This window comes from Actinomadura sp. NEAU-AAG7, assembly GCF_018603865.1.
Taxonomy (GTDB): Bacteria; Actinomycetota; Actinomycetes; order Streptosporangiales; family Streptosporangiaceae; genus Spirillospora; species Spirillospora litoris.
Genome location: NZ_JAHFZY010000001.1, coordinates 1,846,826 through 1,860,460 on the forward strand (window position 1 = coordinate 1,846,826; position 13,635 = coordinate 1,860,460).

The following is a 13,635-nucleotide window of genomic DNA, read 5'->3' on the forward strand; positions in this document are numbered from 1 at the left end:
CTGTCCCCGGTTCGGCGCCCGCCGTCCGGACCCCTTCCGGCTAGGGCGTTTCCCTTGCTTAGGAAACCTTCCTATTGATTAGGGGACCCTCGTTAGACCCTCGGGCGCGTAGGGATTCCCCTTGCGGCGGAACCGATCTCCCTATGGATGCGTCCAGCGCCGAACTTTCCGGTGACATGCACCTAAATGCGTGGGATTGTTCCCCCGTCAACCACCCCTTCGACACTCCGAAGTTCCTGGGTACTCACCAGCGCCCTGGAACGCTCCCCCCTCGGTCGTCCCCCCGAGGCGGTCTCAGACAAGGAGTTCCGCGTGACATCCACTACCCCCGGACGCGCCCGCCGGCGCGTCAGCACGAGCAGTGCGCTGGTCGCCGTCGCCGCCATGGCGGCCATCGGCATGCAGGCGGGACCCGCCGCCGCCACACCCGCCAAGCCCGCCGCCGGTGCCGGCCAGATGCCCGCCAAGGTGAGCCCCCAGGAGTACCGGGCGCTCATCGGCAAGGCGCAGTCCCAGCAGGGCGCGACCGCGTCCGAGCTGAACCTCGGCGACAAGGTCGCGTTGCAGACCAAGACCGTCGTCAAGGACCAGGACGGCACCACCCACACCCACTACACGCGCACCTATGACGGCCTGCCCGTCATCGGCGGCGACCTCATCGTGCACCGCGCCGCGTCCGGCAAGCTGGAGCGGGTCTCGCGCGCCGACACCCACCAGCTCAAGCTGAACACCGCCCCCTCGGCCCTGGCCTCCACCAAGCCCGCCACCCCGAAGGCCGAGGGCAGCGTCGCGCCGCGCAAGGTCGTCTGGATGGGACGCGACGGCGAGGCCGTGCTGGCCTGGGAGACCGTCGTCGGCGGGACGCAGCGGGACGGCACGCCGAACCGCCTGCACGTCCTCACCGACGCCACCACCGGCAAGAAGATCATCCAGTGGCAGGGCGTCCAGACCGGCACCGGCCGCAGCCAGTACTCCGGGACGGTCCAGCTCGGCACGAGCGGCTCCGGGGGCAGCTACTCCCTGCGCGACACCGGCCGCGGCAACCACGACACGACCAACCTGAACGGCGGCACCTCCGGCCGGGGCACGCTGTTCACCGACGCCGACGACCAGTGGGGCGACGGCACGCCGAGCAACGCCCAGACCGCCGCCGTGGACGCCGCCTACGGCGCGGGCGAGACCTGGGACTTCTACAAGACCGTCTTCGGCCGCGCGGGCATCCGCGGCGACGGCGTCGGCGCGTACTCCCGCGTCCACTACGGCAGGAGCTACGTCAACGCCTTCTGGGAGGACAGCTGCTTCTGCATGACCTACGGCGACGGCCAGGGCAACAGCAAGCCGCTGACCGAGCTGGACGTCGCGGGCCACGAGATGACCCACGGCGTCACCGCCAACACGGCGGGCCTCATCTACGAGGGCGAGTCCGGCGGGCTGAACGAGGCCACGTCCGACATCATGGCCACGGCCATCGAGTTCTGGGCCAACAACTCCAGCGACGTCGGCGACTACCTCATCGGCGAGAAGATCAACATCTCCGGCAACGGGTCGCCGCTGCGGTACATGGACCGTCCGAGCAAGGACGGCTCGTCGCTGGACAACTGGGGGCCGAACGCGGGCGGCGTGGACGTCCACTACTCCTCCGGCATCGCCAACCACTTCTACTACCTGCTCTCCGAGGGCAGCGGGTCGAAGGTCATCAACGGCGTCAGCTACAACTCCCCGACCGCCGACAACAAGCCGGTCACCGGCATCGGGCGCGAGAAGGCCACGGCCATCTGGTACAAGGCCCTCACCGAGGAGTTCCGCGCGAACACCGACTACAAGGACGCGCGCCGCGGCACGCTCGCGGCGGCCTCCAAGCTGTACGGCGCGGACAGCCCCGAGTACAAGGCGGTGGCCGACGCGTGGGCCGGCGTCAAGGTCGGTGCGCGCTCCGGCCCCGACGACCCGGGCCCCGGCAACCCGGGCGACACCAGCTGGGCCGCCGGCACCGACTACAAGGCCGGTGACGTCGTCACCTTCGAAGGCGTGAAGTACCGCTGCCTCCAGCCCCACACCGCCCAGCCGGGCTGGACGCCCGCCGCCGTCCCGGCCCTCTGGGAGCAGGTCGCCTGACCCGAGCCCCCCTCCCCGACGCCGCGGTGCTCTGCTCTCCCCAGAGCACCGCGGCGCCACCCCTACGCGGAGGCCGGCCCCGAGCGCGCAACCCCCGCCCGCTCGACCACCGGGGCCGGCCCCGCTCGAACCACACGCACCGCGGAGCTCAAGCCGCCGCGGTATCGCCAACGGTGATGGTGAAAGTGGTCTTCATGGCCTTGGCGATTCGATCCAGCATCGCCAGGGTGGGGATTCCTCCGCCGCCCTCGATGCGGGACAGCGCGGGCTGGCTGATGCCGGTCCGTTCCGCCACCTCCCGCTGCGTGAGCCCCAATTCCAAGCGCCGTTCGCGAACCATGTCGCCGAGCCGCAGATCCAGCCCGGCCTGGTCGTACTCCGGATGCGCGTCCACCCCTTCGCGCAGCCGCTGCTCGCGGTAGACCTTCCAGCTGCTGTGACCGGCCATCATCCGTTCCTCTCGTAGACATGGCCTGCCGGGCCGGTGTGGACGCTTCGCAGACATGCCGCATCTTGACCGCCCGTTCAATGTCCCGGATCTGCATATCGTTACGGACTTTCTGAAACACGGTCAGCAGGACGACCACGCGTCCGCGCCCGGTGGGGAGCCAATAGGTGATCCTCCATGTGGTTTCCCGCAAGAAGAGACGTAACTCCCGAACCCCCTCACGGAGCGCCCTGGTGTGGTTCCCGTCCAGGATGTCACCGCGTTCGACGAGATAGTCGTCCACGTTGCGCATGACGCGCTGGTACTGCGTGAAGGTCAGGGCGTCGAGCCAGGTGACGACCTCGGGTTCCAACTCGATCGCGAACATATCGCTGATGGTATATACCATGAGCAATATGCTGCAAGCGCGACGGCGCCGGCCCCGGCCCGGGAGGAGGGGTGCTCGGGGTCAGGAGGTGTCGGGTTCCTGTTCTGGGATCAGGCGGTGGATGAAATGGGCGACGAGTTCGTCGATGTCGGTCACCGGTAGGGCGCCCGGAATGAGCACCATGTGGGTGACCAGCGAGTGCAGGGCCATGTAGAGCATGGTGAGGTCGTTGGTGCCGTCCGCCCCCTGGCGGGCGGCCAGGTCGGAGAAGTCGTCGCTGATCCCGGTGCGGGTCATCTCGACCATGATCGGCTGAAGGTCGGGGCTGCGGGACGCCTCCAGGGCCAGCTCGATCGAGGCGGTCTGGAGGGTGGAGTCGGCGATGGCCTGGCGGACGCTCTGCTGGAACAACGTCGTGAGGGCCTCGCGGTCGAGCGGGGCGGCGACGGCGTCGCGGTTCCTGTCCTCACGCTGCTTGTAGCGTTTCAGGACGCGGTAGGCGAGCTGTTTGAGCAGCTCTTCGCGGTTGCGGAAGTAGTGCAGAGAGGTGCCGGTGGGGACCCCGGCCTGGGTGTCGAGTGCGCGGTAGGTGACCCCGCGGGCTCCGCGCTGGGCGAGCAGTTCGATCGCCGCGTCCAGCAGGGCCTCCCGACGCTCGGGGTTCGTGCGCACCATCGCTCCCTCTCCTGTTCCGTGCTTTCTCGATCAAGTAGGTCACTCCCGCTCGACGGGGCGCGTCCATGGCCCAGGTGGTGAGGGTGCCATGGCCGCCCGGTGAGAAGCGCCCTCTACCCCCGGTTCTTGTCGCCCTGTGTGACGAGGACTAACTTTCAGCTAGACGAACCTCGCCGGTGCCCGGGCGTCCGGGCGCGAACGCCCGGGAGGACGCCGCCAGGCACCTATGAGTGTCACACCGCGGGCACGCGGCAGCGGCACTTATCGCTCGCCCCGGCCCGAACGGACGCCACGGCAAGGCCGGCACCCATGCGTCGAGGCCCCGTCCACAAGAGCAGAGTTCACCGGACGAGCTCTTCTCGCGAAGGGGACCCCAATGAAACCCGGCACGGCGATATGCGCGGACCCTCGACGCGGCCCCTCACCAATGCGACTCATTTCCTGAGATAGATCACCCCGTAACCGAACGGCGAGGAATCCCTCTCACGCCGCCCCCGCACGCCGGACCGCATTCGGCGCGGCGGCGAGAACGCGCAGGGCGACCGGAACATCTTTCACAACTACTCCTCGAACTCAATCGACTACTAAAAGTTACACTGGCGAGTGAGGGGACGCACCGCACGCAACGGTGAGGCCTACCTTCCGCACACCCGTAACGGCCGCGGGTGTCGCGGGGAGGTGCGGGGTCGCCGCGTGCTTTCCGGGGCTAGAGGTCGGTTAGGCGGGTGCGGGCCTTGGTCAGGTGTTCGCGGAGTTCCTCTACCGGGGTTCCGGTGCTGCCGGGGGCGGCCAGCTCGTCCGCGAGGCGGCGTTCGTGCCACTGGACGGCGCGGTTGGCGTGGCCCTCCTCCAGGGCGTGGCGGCGGACGGTGTCGGTGATCGTGCCGATCAGGGCCTCGGCGGCGGTGAGCAGGGCGCCGTGCTCGGCGGTCGTCATCGGTGCGAGGCCGGAGGTCACCTGGCGTTCGGGGTCCTCGTCGGGGACGGTGGCGACGCGGTTGCGGGTCGCGGCCCACTCGTCCAGCCGGACGAGGGTGCGGACGGACGCGTCGGCGCCGGGCGGCAGGTCGGCGGCGGGGGACTCGCCGGTCAGCCAGTGCTCGATGAGCGCCTCGTCGAGCCGCCGGTCGGCCTCGGCGTAGCGTTCGTGCGCGGTCTGCTTCGAGACGTCGCCGAGGGCCTCGCCGATGGCCGCCCACGGCGCGCCGCGCCTGCGGTCGCACAGCACCGCCAGCTCCAGGACCTGCTCGGCCTGCGCGAGGAGCCGCCGCGCCTCGTCGGTGAGGTCGCCCGGGAGCCCGTCGGACCCGGTGCGGACGAGGACGGCGGCGCGGTCGGCCAGTTGGGCGGCGGCCTCGCTCAGCGCCACCCGGATCCGGGACGCGCGGTTCAACTCCGCGGATTCGCTCATGCGTCAAGGAGATCCTGACGCGATCTTCACGTCAAGGTGTTGTCGAGATCCGGTCCGCGGCTCCGACCCAGTCGTGAACGTGCCCCCTCCGGAAGAGGAGACCGACATGACACAGGAGATCGCGCCCCGGCGCGCATGGCTCGGGCTGGCGGTGCTCGTCCTGCCGACGCTGCTGGTCGCGATGGACATCACGTCGCTGTTCCTGGCGTTGCCGCAGATCAGCGAGGATCTCGGCGCGAGCGGCACCGAGCAGTTGTGGATCACCGACGGCTACGGGTTCCTGATGGCCGGGTTCGTGATCACGATGGGGACGCTCGGCGACCGGATCGGGCGCCGCCGGCTGCTGCTGGTCGGCGGCACGGCGTTCGCGGTCCTGTCGGTGGTGTCCGCGTACGCGGTGAACCCGCAGATGCTGATCGCCGCCAGGGCGCTGCTCGGGGTCGCGGGGGCGACGCTGATGCCCTCGACGCTCGCACTGATCACCAACATGTTCCGCGACGAGCGGCGGCGCGGCCGAGCCATCGCGATCTGGGCGACCTGCCAGTTCGCCGGGGGAGCGCTCGGGCCCGTGCTGGCGGGGCTGCTGCTGCGGTGGTTCTGGTGGGGGTCGGTGTTCCTGGTCGCGGTGCCGGTCATGGTCGGCCTGCTGGTGCTCGGGCCGGTGCTGCTGCCCGAGTTCCGCGCCCCCGCGCGCGGACGGCTCGACCTGCTCAGCGTCGGGCTGTCGCTGGCGGCGGTGCTGCCCGTCGTCTACGGGCTCAAGCGGCTCGCCGTCGACGCCTCGGCCGGGACGCCCGTTCCGGTCGCCGCGATCGTCGGCGGCGTGGTCGTGGGCGTGGTGTTCGTCCGGCGGCAGCTCACGCTGGGGGAGCCGCTGCTGGATCTGCGGTTGCTGCGGAACCGCTCGTTCGCCGCCGTCCTGGTGGGTCTGGTGTTCGCGGGGGTCGCCATGGCCGGGACGGGGCTGATGGCCACGCAGTACCTCCAGGGCGTGCTGGGGCACTCGCCGCTGGCCTCGGCGGTGCTGTTCGCGCCGATGGGCCTGGGCGTCGCGGCCGGGACGATGACCGCACCCCTGCTGGCGCGGCGGATGCGTCCGGCCTCGGCGATCGCCGCCGGGCTCTGCCTGTCGGTCGCCGGCTGCGTCCTGCTGACCCGGGTGGACGGCGCGGACGGCCTCCCGTGGCTGATCGCCGGGGTCACCGTGCTCGCGCTCGGCACCGGGCCGCTGTTCGCGCTCGGCACCGGCCTGGTCGTCGGCTCGGTGCCGCCGCGGCGGGCGGGCGCGGCGGCCGCGATGTCGGAGACCAGCAACTACTTCGGCTCCTCGCTCGGCATGGCGGCGCTCGGGGTGGTCGGCGCCGCCGTCTACCGGTCCCGGATGGCGGACGCGCCCGCCGCCGCGCGCCAGACGCTCGCGGGCGCCGACGCGGCCGCCCGCGACCTGCCGGGCGACCAGGCCGAGGCGCTGCTGCGCACCGCCCACGACGCGTTCACCGTCGGGCTGAACATCACCGGCGCCGTCTCCGCCGTGATCTTCGCGGCCCTCGCGCTCCTGATCCGGGCGACGCGCCCCACCGGGCCGTCCCATGAAGAAGCGGTGGACGCGCAGCCCGTGGCCGAACGCGCGGCCGCTTAGGGCAGCGACCTCAGCCACCGCGAAGACCGCGAAGCGATTCCGCGCCCGTACAGGATCGACATGAACACCCCCCGGCTAGTCCCAGCGGCGGGAGCGGGAGCGCTTCACGTCGGAGCGGCGCTTCTTGTTCTCCAGGCGGCGCTCGTTGATGCCGCGCGGGATCTTCTTGGGCACGCGCTTCTTCGGCGGCGGGGCGGTGGCCTCGGCGAGGATCGCGGCCAGCCGCGCGCGGGCGGCGTCGCGGTTGCGGAGCTGGGAGCGGAACTCCTCGGCGCGGATCGTGAGGACGCCGCGGACGAGGCGCCCGGCCAGCCGCTCCAGCGCGCGGGCCTTGTAGGGCTCGGGCAGGGACGAGGCGGCGACGTCGTAGGAGAGCTCGGCGGCGGTCGCGCTGGTGTTGACGTGCTGCCCGCCGGGGCCGGAGGACCGGGAGAAGCGCCAGCGCAGCTCGGACTCCGGCACGGAGACCGAGCCGCGGACGTGCAGCTCCTCGGACATGTCGTCGATTATCCCCGGACGGGCGAAGGCTTGTCGTCCGGTTTTCCTGCCGGGAATGCGAGAACGGCCGCGTGTCCCCAGGGCACGCGGCCGTTCTCGGGCCTCTCCCCGGCCCGGGAGAGGCCCTGTTGACCTGGGGCGGCCGTCCGTCCTCCCGCTCCCCCCAGAGCTTGAACGGGCGGCCGTCCCAGGTCAGGTCTGCGGACCGTCGATGATCTGCTGCACCACCTTCTTGGCGGTGTTGGAGGGGATCGCGAAGCCGACGCCGATGTTGCCGCCGCTGCCGCCGGAGGTCGCGATGGCGGTGTTGACGCCGATCACCTGCCCGGCCGCGTTGACGAGCGCGCCGCCGGAGTTGCCGGGGTTGATCGCGGCGTCGGTCTGGATCGCGTTCTCGATCACCGTCTGCTGCTGCTGGGACAGCTGCCCGCGCATGCCGGGCGGCAGGTTCTGCTCACCACCGCCGCCGCCCTCCTGGATCTGGCGGCCGAGGGCGCTGACGATGCCGGAGGTGACCGAGCCGTCCAGGCCGAGCGGGCTGCCGACGGCGAGGACCTGGTCGCCGACCGCGAGCGCCGCGCTGTCGCCGAGCGTGGCGGGCTTCAGGCCGGACAGGCCCTCGGCCTTGATCACGGCGATGTCGTTGCGGGTGTCGGCGCCCAGCACGCGCGCGGGAGCGGTGCGGCCGTCGCTGAGCTTGACCTGCGCCTGGCGGACGCCGGAGACGACGTGCGCGTTCGTCATGATCATGCCGTCCGCGCGCAGGATCACGCCGGAGCCGCCCGAGGTGCCCTGCGCGGTCTGCGCCTGGATCGACACCACGCTCGGCTGCACCGCCTTGGCGACCTGCGCGATCGTGCCCGCCTTCGTGGACGCCCCGGCGACGGCCGTGGGGCTGGTGGATGCGGTCGTGCCGTCCGTCACGGCCATCGCCAGGGCCGCTCCGGTGCCGCCCGCGCCCACCGCGATCAGCGCGGCGGCGCCGAACGCGGCGAGCTTGCGGCGGGCCGTCCACAACCCGGGCCGCTGCGGCGCGATCGGGTCGGTGACGGTCTGGTAGGGCGGGAAGTGCGGGCCGCCCTGTGGCCCGGCCTGGTAGGGCGGGGCGGGCGGGTCGGTGTGGAAGGGCGGGTCGGTCGGGGCTGTCGGGTGGGACGGCGCTCCGGGTCCACCGGGCCGCTGCCAGGTCGGGCCGTGCGGAGCGAGGTCCGGTCGTTGCGGCTCCCAAGGCTGCCGCGGTTGGTCGGCGCTCATGTCTTCTCCCTGTCTCGTCACCCATGAGCCTGCGTCCCGGGCCTGCATCCCGCCTGGAGCCAACCTGAAAGTGTGCTGAACGGGGAGACGCCACGAAAAAACCGTGGCCGAGGGGGTGTGCGGCGTGCGCCCCCTCGGCCACGGTGCCGTGACGTTGGCCAGGGCGCGTCTCCCCCGGTCCCGCCGGGATCGGGCCGCGCCCTGTGATCACTCACCCAAGCGCACCTTCCTGAAAGGAGCCTGAAGATCACCCGCGAAAAAGATCAGTCCGGATCCAGGGGGAGGACGACCCGGAACAGCGCGCCCTCGCCCGGGGTGGAGTCGGCCTCCACGAGCCCGTTGTGCGCGGCGACGAGCGCGGCGACGATGGCGAGGCCGAGGCCGGTGCCGCCGTCCTCCCGGGAGCGGGACGGGTCGGCGCGGTAGAACCGCTCGAAGACGCGCTCGGCCTGCTCGGGGGACAGCCCCGGCCCCTCGTCGGCGACCTCGACGATCGCGGCGGGCGCGCCGCGCAGCGTGCCGGGCGACAGCCGCACCTCGACCGGCGTGCCCTCGGGGGTGTGCCGGATCGCGTTGGTCAGCAGGTTGCCGAGCACCTGCCGCAGCCGCGGCTCGTCCCCGCGCACCTGGTAGGCCATGCCGCCCTCGACCGACAGCTCGACCGTCCGCGCGGGCGCGAGGACCCGCGCCTCCTGGACGGAGTCGGCGGCGACCGCGAGCAGGTCCACCGGGCGCCGCTCGATCGGGCGCTCGCGGTCGAGGCGGGCGAGCAGCAGCAGGTCCTCGACGAGCAGGCCCATCCGGGACGCGGTCTCCTCGATGCGCCCGATGAGCCGGGCGACGTCGGCCGGGTCCCGGGCGGCGCCCTGCCGGTAGAACTCGGCGAAACCGCGGATCGCGGTGAGCGGGGTGCGCAGTTCGTGGCCCGCGTCGGCGACGAACCGGCGCATGCGCTCCTCGGAGTGGCGGGCCGCGTCCTCCGACCGGCGCGCGGCGGCCTCGGACTGCGCGCGGGCGCCGAACGCCGACTCGATCTGGCTGAGCATCACGTTCAGCGAGCGGCCGAGCCGTCCCATCTCGGTGGCCGGATCGTCCTCGGGCACGCGTCTGGACAGGTCGCCGGCCGCGATCGCCCCGGCGGTCTCCTCCACCGCCCGGAGCGGGCGCAGCGAGGCCCGCACCACCCACACGCCGAGGACGACCAGCACCGCGAGCACGAGCAGCCCCACGATCACGTCGATCGCGACGAGCCGCCCGACCGTGCGCTCGATCTCGTCCATGCTGAGCCCGAGGATGATCACGCCGCCGCCCGGGATCGGCTCGGCGAGCACGCGCCACGGCGAGCCGGGGCCGCCGCCGCTCACCGTGAACGGCTCGTAGAGGTGCCGGTCGAGGTTCTTCGGGAGCCTCGGGTAGCCCTCCACGCCCCACGGGCTGTTCTGCTGGACGGGCCGTCCGGCCTCGTCGCGGATCTGCACGTTCATCTCGCTCGGGATGCGCACGTCGATCTGCGCGCGTCCGGTCTGCAACTGCGGGACGACCTGCGTCAGCGAGCGCTGCACCCAGCCCCGCAGCTGGTCGTCGGCCCGCGTCACCAGGTACTCGCGCAGGACGGACGTGCTCGCCGCGCTCATCGCGGTCATCCCGAGCGTGACGAGGACGAGCATCCCCGCCACCAGCTTCACGCGCAGCGTCGTCCGCCCCCAGAAGGAGCCGAGCCGCCAGGTGGGCCGCGCGGTGCCGGGACCGGCGGGATCGAGCGCGGGGGCCCGCGTGGCCATCAGCCCGGGGCGGGGGGCTCGCGCAGCACGTATCCCACGCCGCGCAACGTGTGGATCAGCCGCGGCTCGACGTTGTCGACCTTGCGGCGCAGCGCGGAGACGTAGGACTCGACGATCCCCGCGTCGCCCCGGAAGTCGTAGTTCCACACGTGGTCGAGGATCTGCGCCTTCGACAGCACGCGCCCCGCGTTGGCCATGAAGTAGCGCAGCAGCTTGAACTCGGTCGGCGAGAGCTGGACGGGCCGGCCGTCGCGCCAGACCTCGTGGCTGTCCTCGTCGAGCTCGACGTCGGCGAAGACCATCCGCGGCGTCGCCTCGGCCACCCCGCCGCGGAACCGGCGGAGCACGGCGCGGATGCGGGCGATGACCTCCTCCAGGCTGAACGGCTTGGTGACGTAGTCGTCGCCGCCGATCGTCAGGCCCTTGACGCGGTCCTGGACGGCGTCGCGCGCGGTGAGGAACAGCACCGGCGTGTGGTCGCCGCCCGACCGCAGCCGCCGCGCGACGTCGAACCCGTCGATGTCGGGCAGCATCACGTCCAGCACGATCAGGTCGGGGCGGTGCCGCCGGGCGGCCTGCACGGCGTCGGCGCCGTTGGTCGCGGTGACGACCTCGAAGCCGGTGAAGCGCAGGCTCCCCGAGAGCAGCTCCAGGATGTTCGGCTCGTCCTCGACGACGAGCAGCGTCGCCTCGGCCGCCCTGCCGCCGCCGTTCGCCGTCCGCTCAACCAGTGACACGTGTGGCCCCCCTCCACCAATCATGGCAGAGGGTGGCATCCGAACCTGAAAGCGACCTGAACGTCACCCGTCCGCGCGCGGAGGATCGTCGGCGGGCGCGCGGAATTCAGCGGTTGAGCGCGCGGATCGCGCGCATCGCCTCGCGGCGCGTGTCGCCGGACAGGACGTCCACGTAGACCTCGCCGTCGAGGTGGCCGCACTCGTGCTGGAGGCACCGTGCGAAGTAGCCGGTGCCCTCGACGCGGACGGGCCTGCCCTTCACGTCCACGCCCTCGACGACCGCGTGGGGGAAGCGGGGGGTCGGGAAGTTCATGCCGGGCAGCGACAGGCAGCCCTCGCGCTCGACGAGCGGCTCGCCGTCGGCGGCGACCAGCACCGGGTTGACGACGTGGCCGACGTGGCGGCGGTCGCGGTCGTCCTTGCAGTCGTAGACGAACGCGCGGAGCGGGACGCCGACCTGGTTGGCGGCCACGCCCGCGCCGTCCTCGTCGTACATGGTGATGAACATGTCGTCGACCAGGCGTTCCAGCGACTCGTCGAACCTGGTCACGGGGTCGCACGCGGTGCGCAGGACGGGGTCCCCGAGGAGCCTGATCGGACGGGGGGTCCCGCGGCGCCGTCCCCGGCGGTCGGCGTGCGCGGCGGTCTTCTTGCTCACCCCGAGATCCTACGAGACCCCGGAACCGCCGGAACGCGGCGGGCGGCGGAGCCGAGGTCAGCCCAGGTCGGCGGGGCCGCGCGGCGACAGCGGGCCGTCGTCCTCCTGCGGGCGCGGCGGCTGCGGCGAGCGCGGGGCCTGCGGGGGCACCTGCGCGGCCGGGGCGTCGGCGGACGCCGGCTCCGGGTCGGCCTTGCTCAGCGACGGGCCGGACGGACCGGACGGGCCGGACGGCAGCGGCGTCGCCGACGTCGACGAGGACGGCGGGGACGACGGCTTGGCGGCGACCGGCGCCGGGGCGGGCTTCGCCGGGGCGGCCGGTGCCACCGGCGTCGCGGGCGTCGCCGGGACGGCGCTCACCGGCTTCGGCGCCGAGGCGGAGTGGGACGCCGAAGGGGACGCCGGGGGCGCGGCGGCCGGCTGCTTGCGCGGCGGCGACTGCCGGACGGCGTCCTCGACCATCTTCTCCAGCGGCCCCGCCTCGTTCTCGGCGGTCAGCAGCCGGTGCAGCGTCTCGCTGATCTCGGTGAGGCGCTGGAGGGCCTGGGTGTGGTTCTTGGTGAGCGAGGTCAGCCGCTGCGTCGCGCCCTCGTTGATCACGCTGGCGCGGCGCTCGGACGCGGTGAGCGTGCGCTCGGCCTCGATCCGGGCGCTGGTCACCGTCTGCTCCGCCTCCTGCTTGGCGGCGGACAGCACGCTGTCGGACTCCTTCTTGGCCGAGGCGAGCACGTTCTCGGCCTTCTCCTGGGCCTGGGCCAGGTTCTTCTCGGCGTGCGAGCGCGCGTCGTCGATGATGCGCTTGGACTCGCGCTCGGCGTCCTCGCGGATCTCCGCGCCCGCCGCCTCGGCCTCGGCGACCTTGTCGCTGGCCTCGTCCTCGGCGAGGTTGATGATCTGGCGGAGCCGGTCGCTCAGGTCGTCCCCGGTCGGCTTGCGGGCCTCCCGGACCTCGGCCATCTCGCGGCGGATGCGCTCGGCGTCGTCCTGGGCGCGGGCGAGCCGGGCCTCCAGTTCGCGGTGCTTCTGCTGCGCGCGGGCGATGTAGTCGTCGACCTGGCGGCGGTTGTAGCCGCGCATGACGATCTCGAAGGACTCTTCTTGGAGGAGGTTCGGCAGGATTTCGGCTTCGTTGCTCATGGTGCCTTGGGGGGTCGTTGGCGGGGGTCATCACCCCGTCAGGGTCGGATGCGATCCTCACCCGCCTGTGAGCGGGCCCACATTAGAAACGTCAGGACGACTCTTGTCCGGTCCACCCCATTCGCGCAACCGGAACGCGCTTCTCGCTGCGGTTTCTTCATCGGTTTCTTCATCCGGCTGGTCCGACAAACTATCCAAAGTCAGGAAAATTCGCGCTATCCGGGCGGCTGTGTCGTGGAGTCCGGCCCACCCGAACCCCACCCGCACCCACCCGCCCGGACCCGGCGGGCGGGGGCGTCCCGGTGCCGTCCTAGCATCGGCGCATGAACTACGTGGGTGCGTTGGGCGAGGACCGGCCGAAGATCCATCCGGAGGCGTGGGTGGCGCCCGGCGCGGTCGTGGTGGGCCGCGTGAGCCTGGGCCGCGCGTCCAGCGTCTGGTACGGCTCGGTGCTGCGCGGCGAGGACGAGGAGGTCGTCGTCGGCGAGGAGTGCAACATCCAGGACCTGTGCTGCCTGCACTGCGACCCGGGGATGCCCGCCGTCCTGGAGGACCGGGTCAGCCTCGGCCACAAGGCGATGGTGCACGGCGCGCACGTCGAGACCGGCTCGCTGATCGGCATCGGCGCGATCGTGCTGAACGGCGCGCGGATCGGCGCGGGCACGCTGGTCGCGGCGGGCGCGCTGGTGCCGCCGGGCAAGAAGATCCCCTCCGGCGTGCTCGTCGCCGGGACGCCCGCGAAGATCGTCCGGGAGCTGCGGGACGGCGACCGGCTCGTCCTGGAGCAGACCCCGCCGATCTACACGGCGAAGGCGGCGCGGCACCGCGCGGCGGACTGGGAGTAGTGTGCCGGGGGCCGGCGCTGTCCGGCTCCGGCGAATGCTGAGCCTGTGACCTGCGGGGACGCGGGTTCGC

12 protein-coding genes and 1 pseudogene are annotated in these 13,635 nt (G+C 72.3%); 3 read left to right on the plus strand and 10 right to left on the minus strand.

The window, feature by feature from the left end; all coding sequences use genetic code 11:
* Nucleotides 1-312 precede the first annotated feature (312 nt).
* Nucleotides 313-2,115 (plus strand): M4 family metallopeptidase, encoded by a 1,803-nt coding sequence (locus KLI87_RS08445; RefSeq protein ID WP_214616437.1) that lies wholly within the window; start codon nucleotides 313-315, stop codon nucleotides 2,113-2,115.
* 148 nt (nucleotides 2,116-2,263) lie between these two features.
* On the opposite strand, the gene KLI87_RS08450 is transcribed toward KLI87_RS08445, so the two are convergent.
* The 4 genes and pseudogenes from KLI87_RS08450 to KLI87_RS08465 all read right to left on the minus strand — a co-directional run bounded on the left by KLI87_RS08450 (nucleotide 2,264) and on the right by KLI87_RS08465 (nucleotide 5,016).
* Entirely contained in the window at nucleotides 2,264-2,563 is a 300-nt protein-coding gene (locus KLI87_RS08450) for a helix-turn-helix domain-containing protein (RefSeq protein ID WP_214616438.1), read from the minus strand.
* 124 nt (nucleotides 2,564-2,687) lie between these two features.
* Nucleotides 2,688-2,951, minus strand: a pseudogene (locus tag KLI87_RS41450) (hypothetical protein); the annotation flags it as partial.
* Between the two features lie 60 nt (nucleotides 2,952-3,011).
* Nucleotides 3,012-3,605, minus strand: coding sequence for a TetR/AcrR family transcriptional regulator (locus tag KLI87_RS08460; protein WP_214616439.1), 594 nt, complete (start codon nucleotides 3,603-3,605; stop codon nucleotides 3,012-3,014).
* A 706-nt stretch (nucleotides 3,606-4,311) separates the two neighbouring features.
* Nucleotides 4,312-5,016 (minus strand): hypothetical protein, encoded by a 705-nt coding sequence (locus KLI87_RS08465; protein WP_156214043.1) that lies wholly within the window; start codon nucleotides 5,014-5,016, stop codon nucleotides 4,312-4,314.
* Between the two features lie 106 nt (nucleotides 5,017-5,122).
* Between KLI87_RS08465 and KLI87_RS08470 the strand changes: the two genes are divergently transcribed.
* Entirely contained in the window at nucleotides 5,123-6,655 is a 1,533-nt protein-coding gene (locus tag KLI87_RS08470; RefSeq protein WP_250903501.1) for an MFS transporter, read from the plus strand.
* 75 nt (nucleotides 6,656-6,730) lie between these two features.
* Here KLI87_RS08470 and arfB read toward each other — a convergent pair whose 3' ends face one another.
* The 6 genes from arfB to KLI87_RS08500 form a co-directional block, all read right to left on the minus strand.
* On the minus strand, nucleotides 6,731-7,153 hold the full coding sequence (arfB, locus tag KLI87_RS08475; RefSeq protein ID WP_214616440.1) for an alternative ribosome rescue aminoacyl-tRNA hydrolase ArfB: 423 nt from the start codon (nucleotides 7,151-7,153) through the stop codon (nucleotides 6,731-6,733).
* Nucleotides 7,154-7,345: 192 nt separating this feature from the next.
* Nucleotides 7,346-8,407, minus strand: coding sequence for a S1C family serine protease (locus KLI87_RS08480; protein ID WP_214616441.1), 1,062 nt, complete (start codon nucleotides 8,405-8,407; stop codon nucleotides 7,346-7,348).
* 263 nt (nucleotides 8,408-8,670) lie between these two features.
* The gene (locus KLI87_RS08485) at nucleotides 8,671-10,188 is read right to left on the minus strand and encodes a cell wall metabolism sensor histidine kinase WalK (RefSeq protein WP_156214039.1); all 1,518 of its coding nucleotides are present in this window, start codon (nucleotides 10,186-10,188) and stop codon (nucleotides 8,671-8,673) included.
* The gene (locus KLI87_RS08490; protein ID WP_374225426.1) at nucleotides 10,188-10,925 is read right to left on the minus strand and encodes a response regulator transcription factor; all 738 of its coding nucleotides are present in this window, start codon (nucleotides 10,923-10,925) and stop codon (nucleotides 10,188-10,190) included. The genes KLI87_RS08485 and KLI87_RS08490 overlap by 1 nt, the downstream gene beginning before the upstream one ends.
* Nucleotides 10,926-11,031: 106 nt before the next feature.
* The gene (gene def, locus KLI87_RS08495; RefSeq protein ID WP_214616442.1) at nucleotides 11,032-11,583 is read right to left on the minus strand and encodes a peptide deformylase; all 552 of its coding nucleotides are present in this window, start codon (nucleotides 11,581-11,583) and stop codon (nucleotides 11,032-11,034) included.
* 57 nt (nucleotides 11,584-11,640) lie between these two features.
* The gene (locus tag KLI87_RS08500; RefSeq protein WP_214616443.1) at nucleotides 11,641-12,720 is read right to left on the minus strand and encodes a DivIVA domain-containing protein; all 1,080 of its coding nucleotides are present in this window, start codon (nucleotides 12,718-12,720) and stop codon (nucleotides 11,641-11,643) included.
* Nucleotides 12,721-13,043: 323 nt separating this feature from the next.
* On the opposite strand from KLI87_RS08500, the gene KLI87_RS08505 reads away from it, so the two are divergent.
* Nucleotides 13,044-13,565: a gamma carbonic anhydrase family protein gene (locus tag KLI87_RS08505; RefSeq protein WP_156214037.1), complete on the plus strand. Its 522-nt coding sequence runs from the start codon at nucleotides 13,044-13,046 to the stop codon at nucleotides 13,563-13,565.
* The last annotated feature ends 70 nt before the right edge of the window (nucleotides 13,566-13,635 follow it).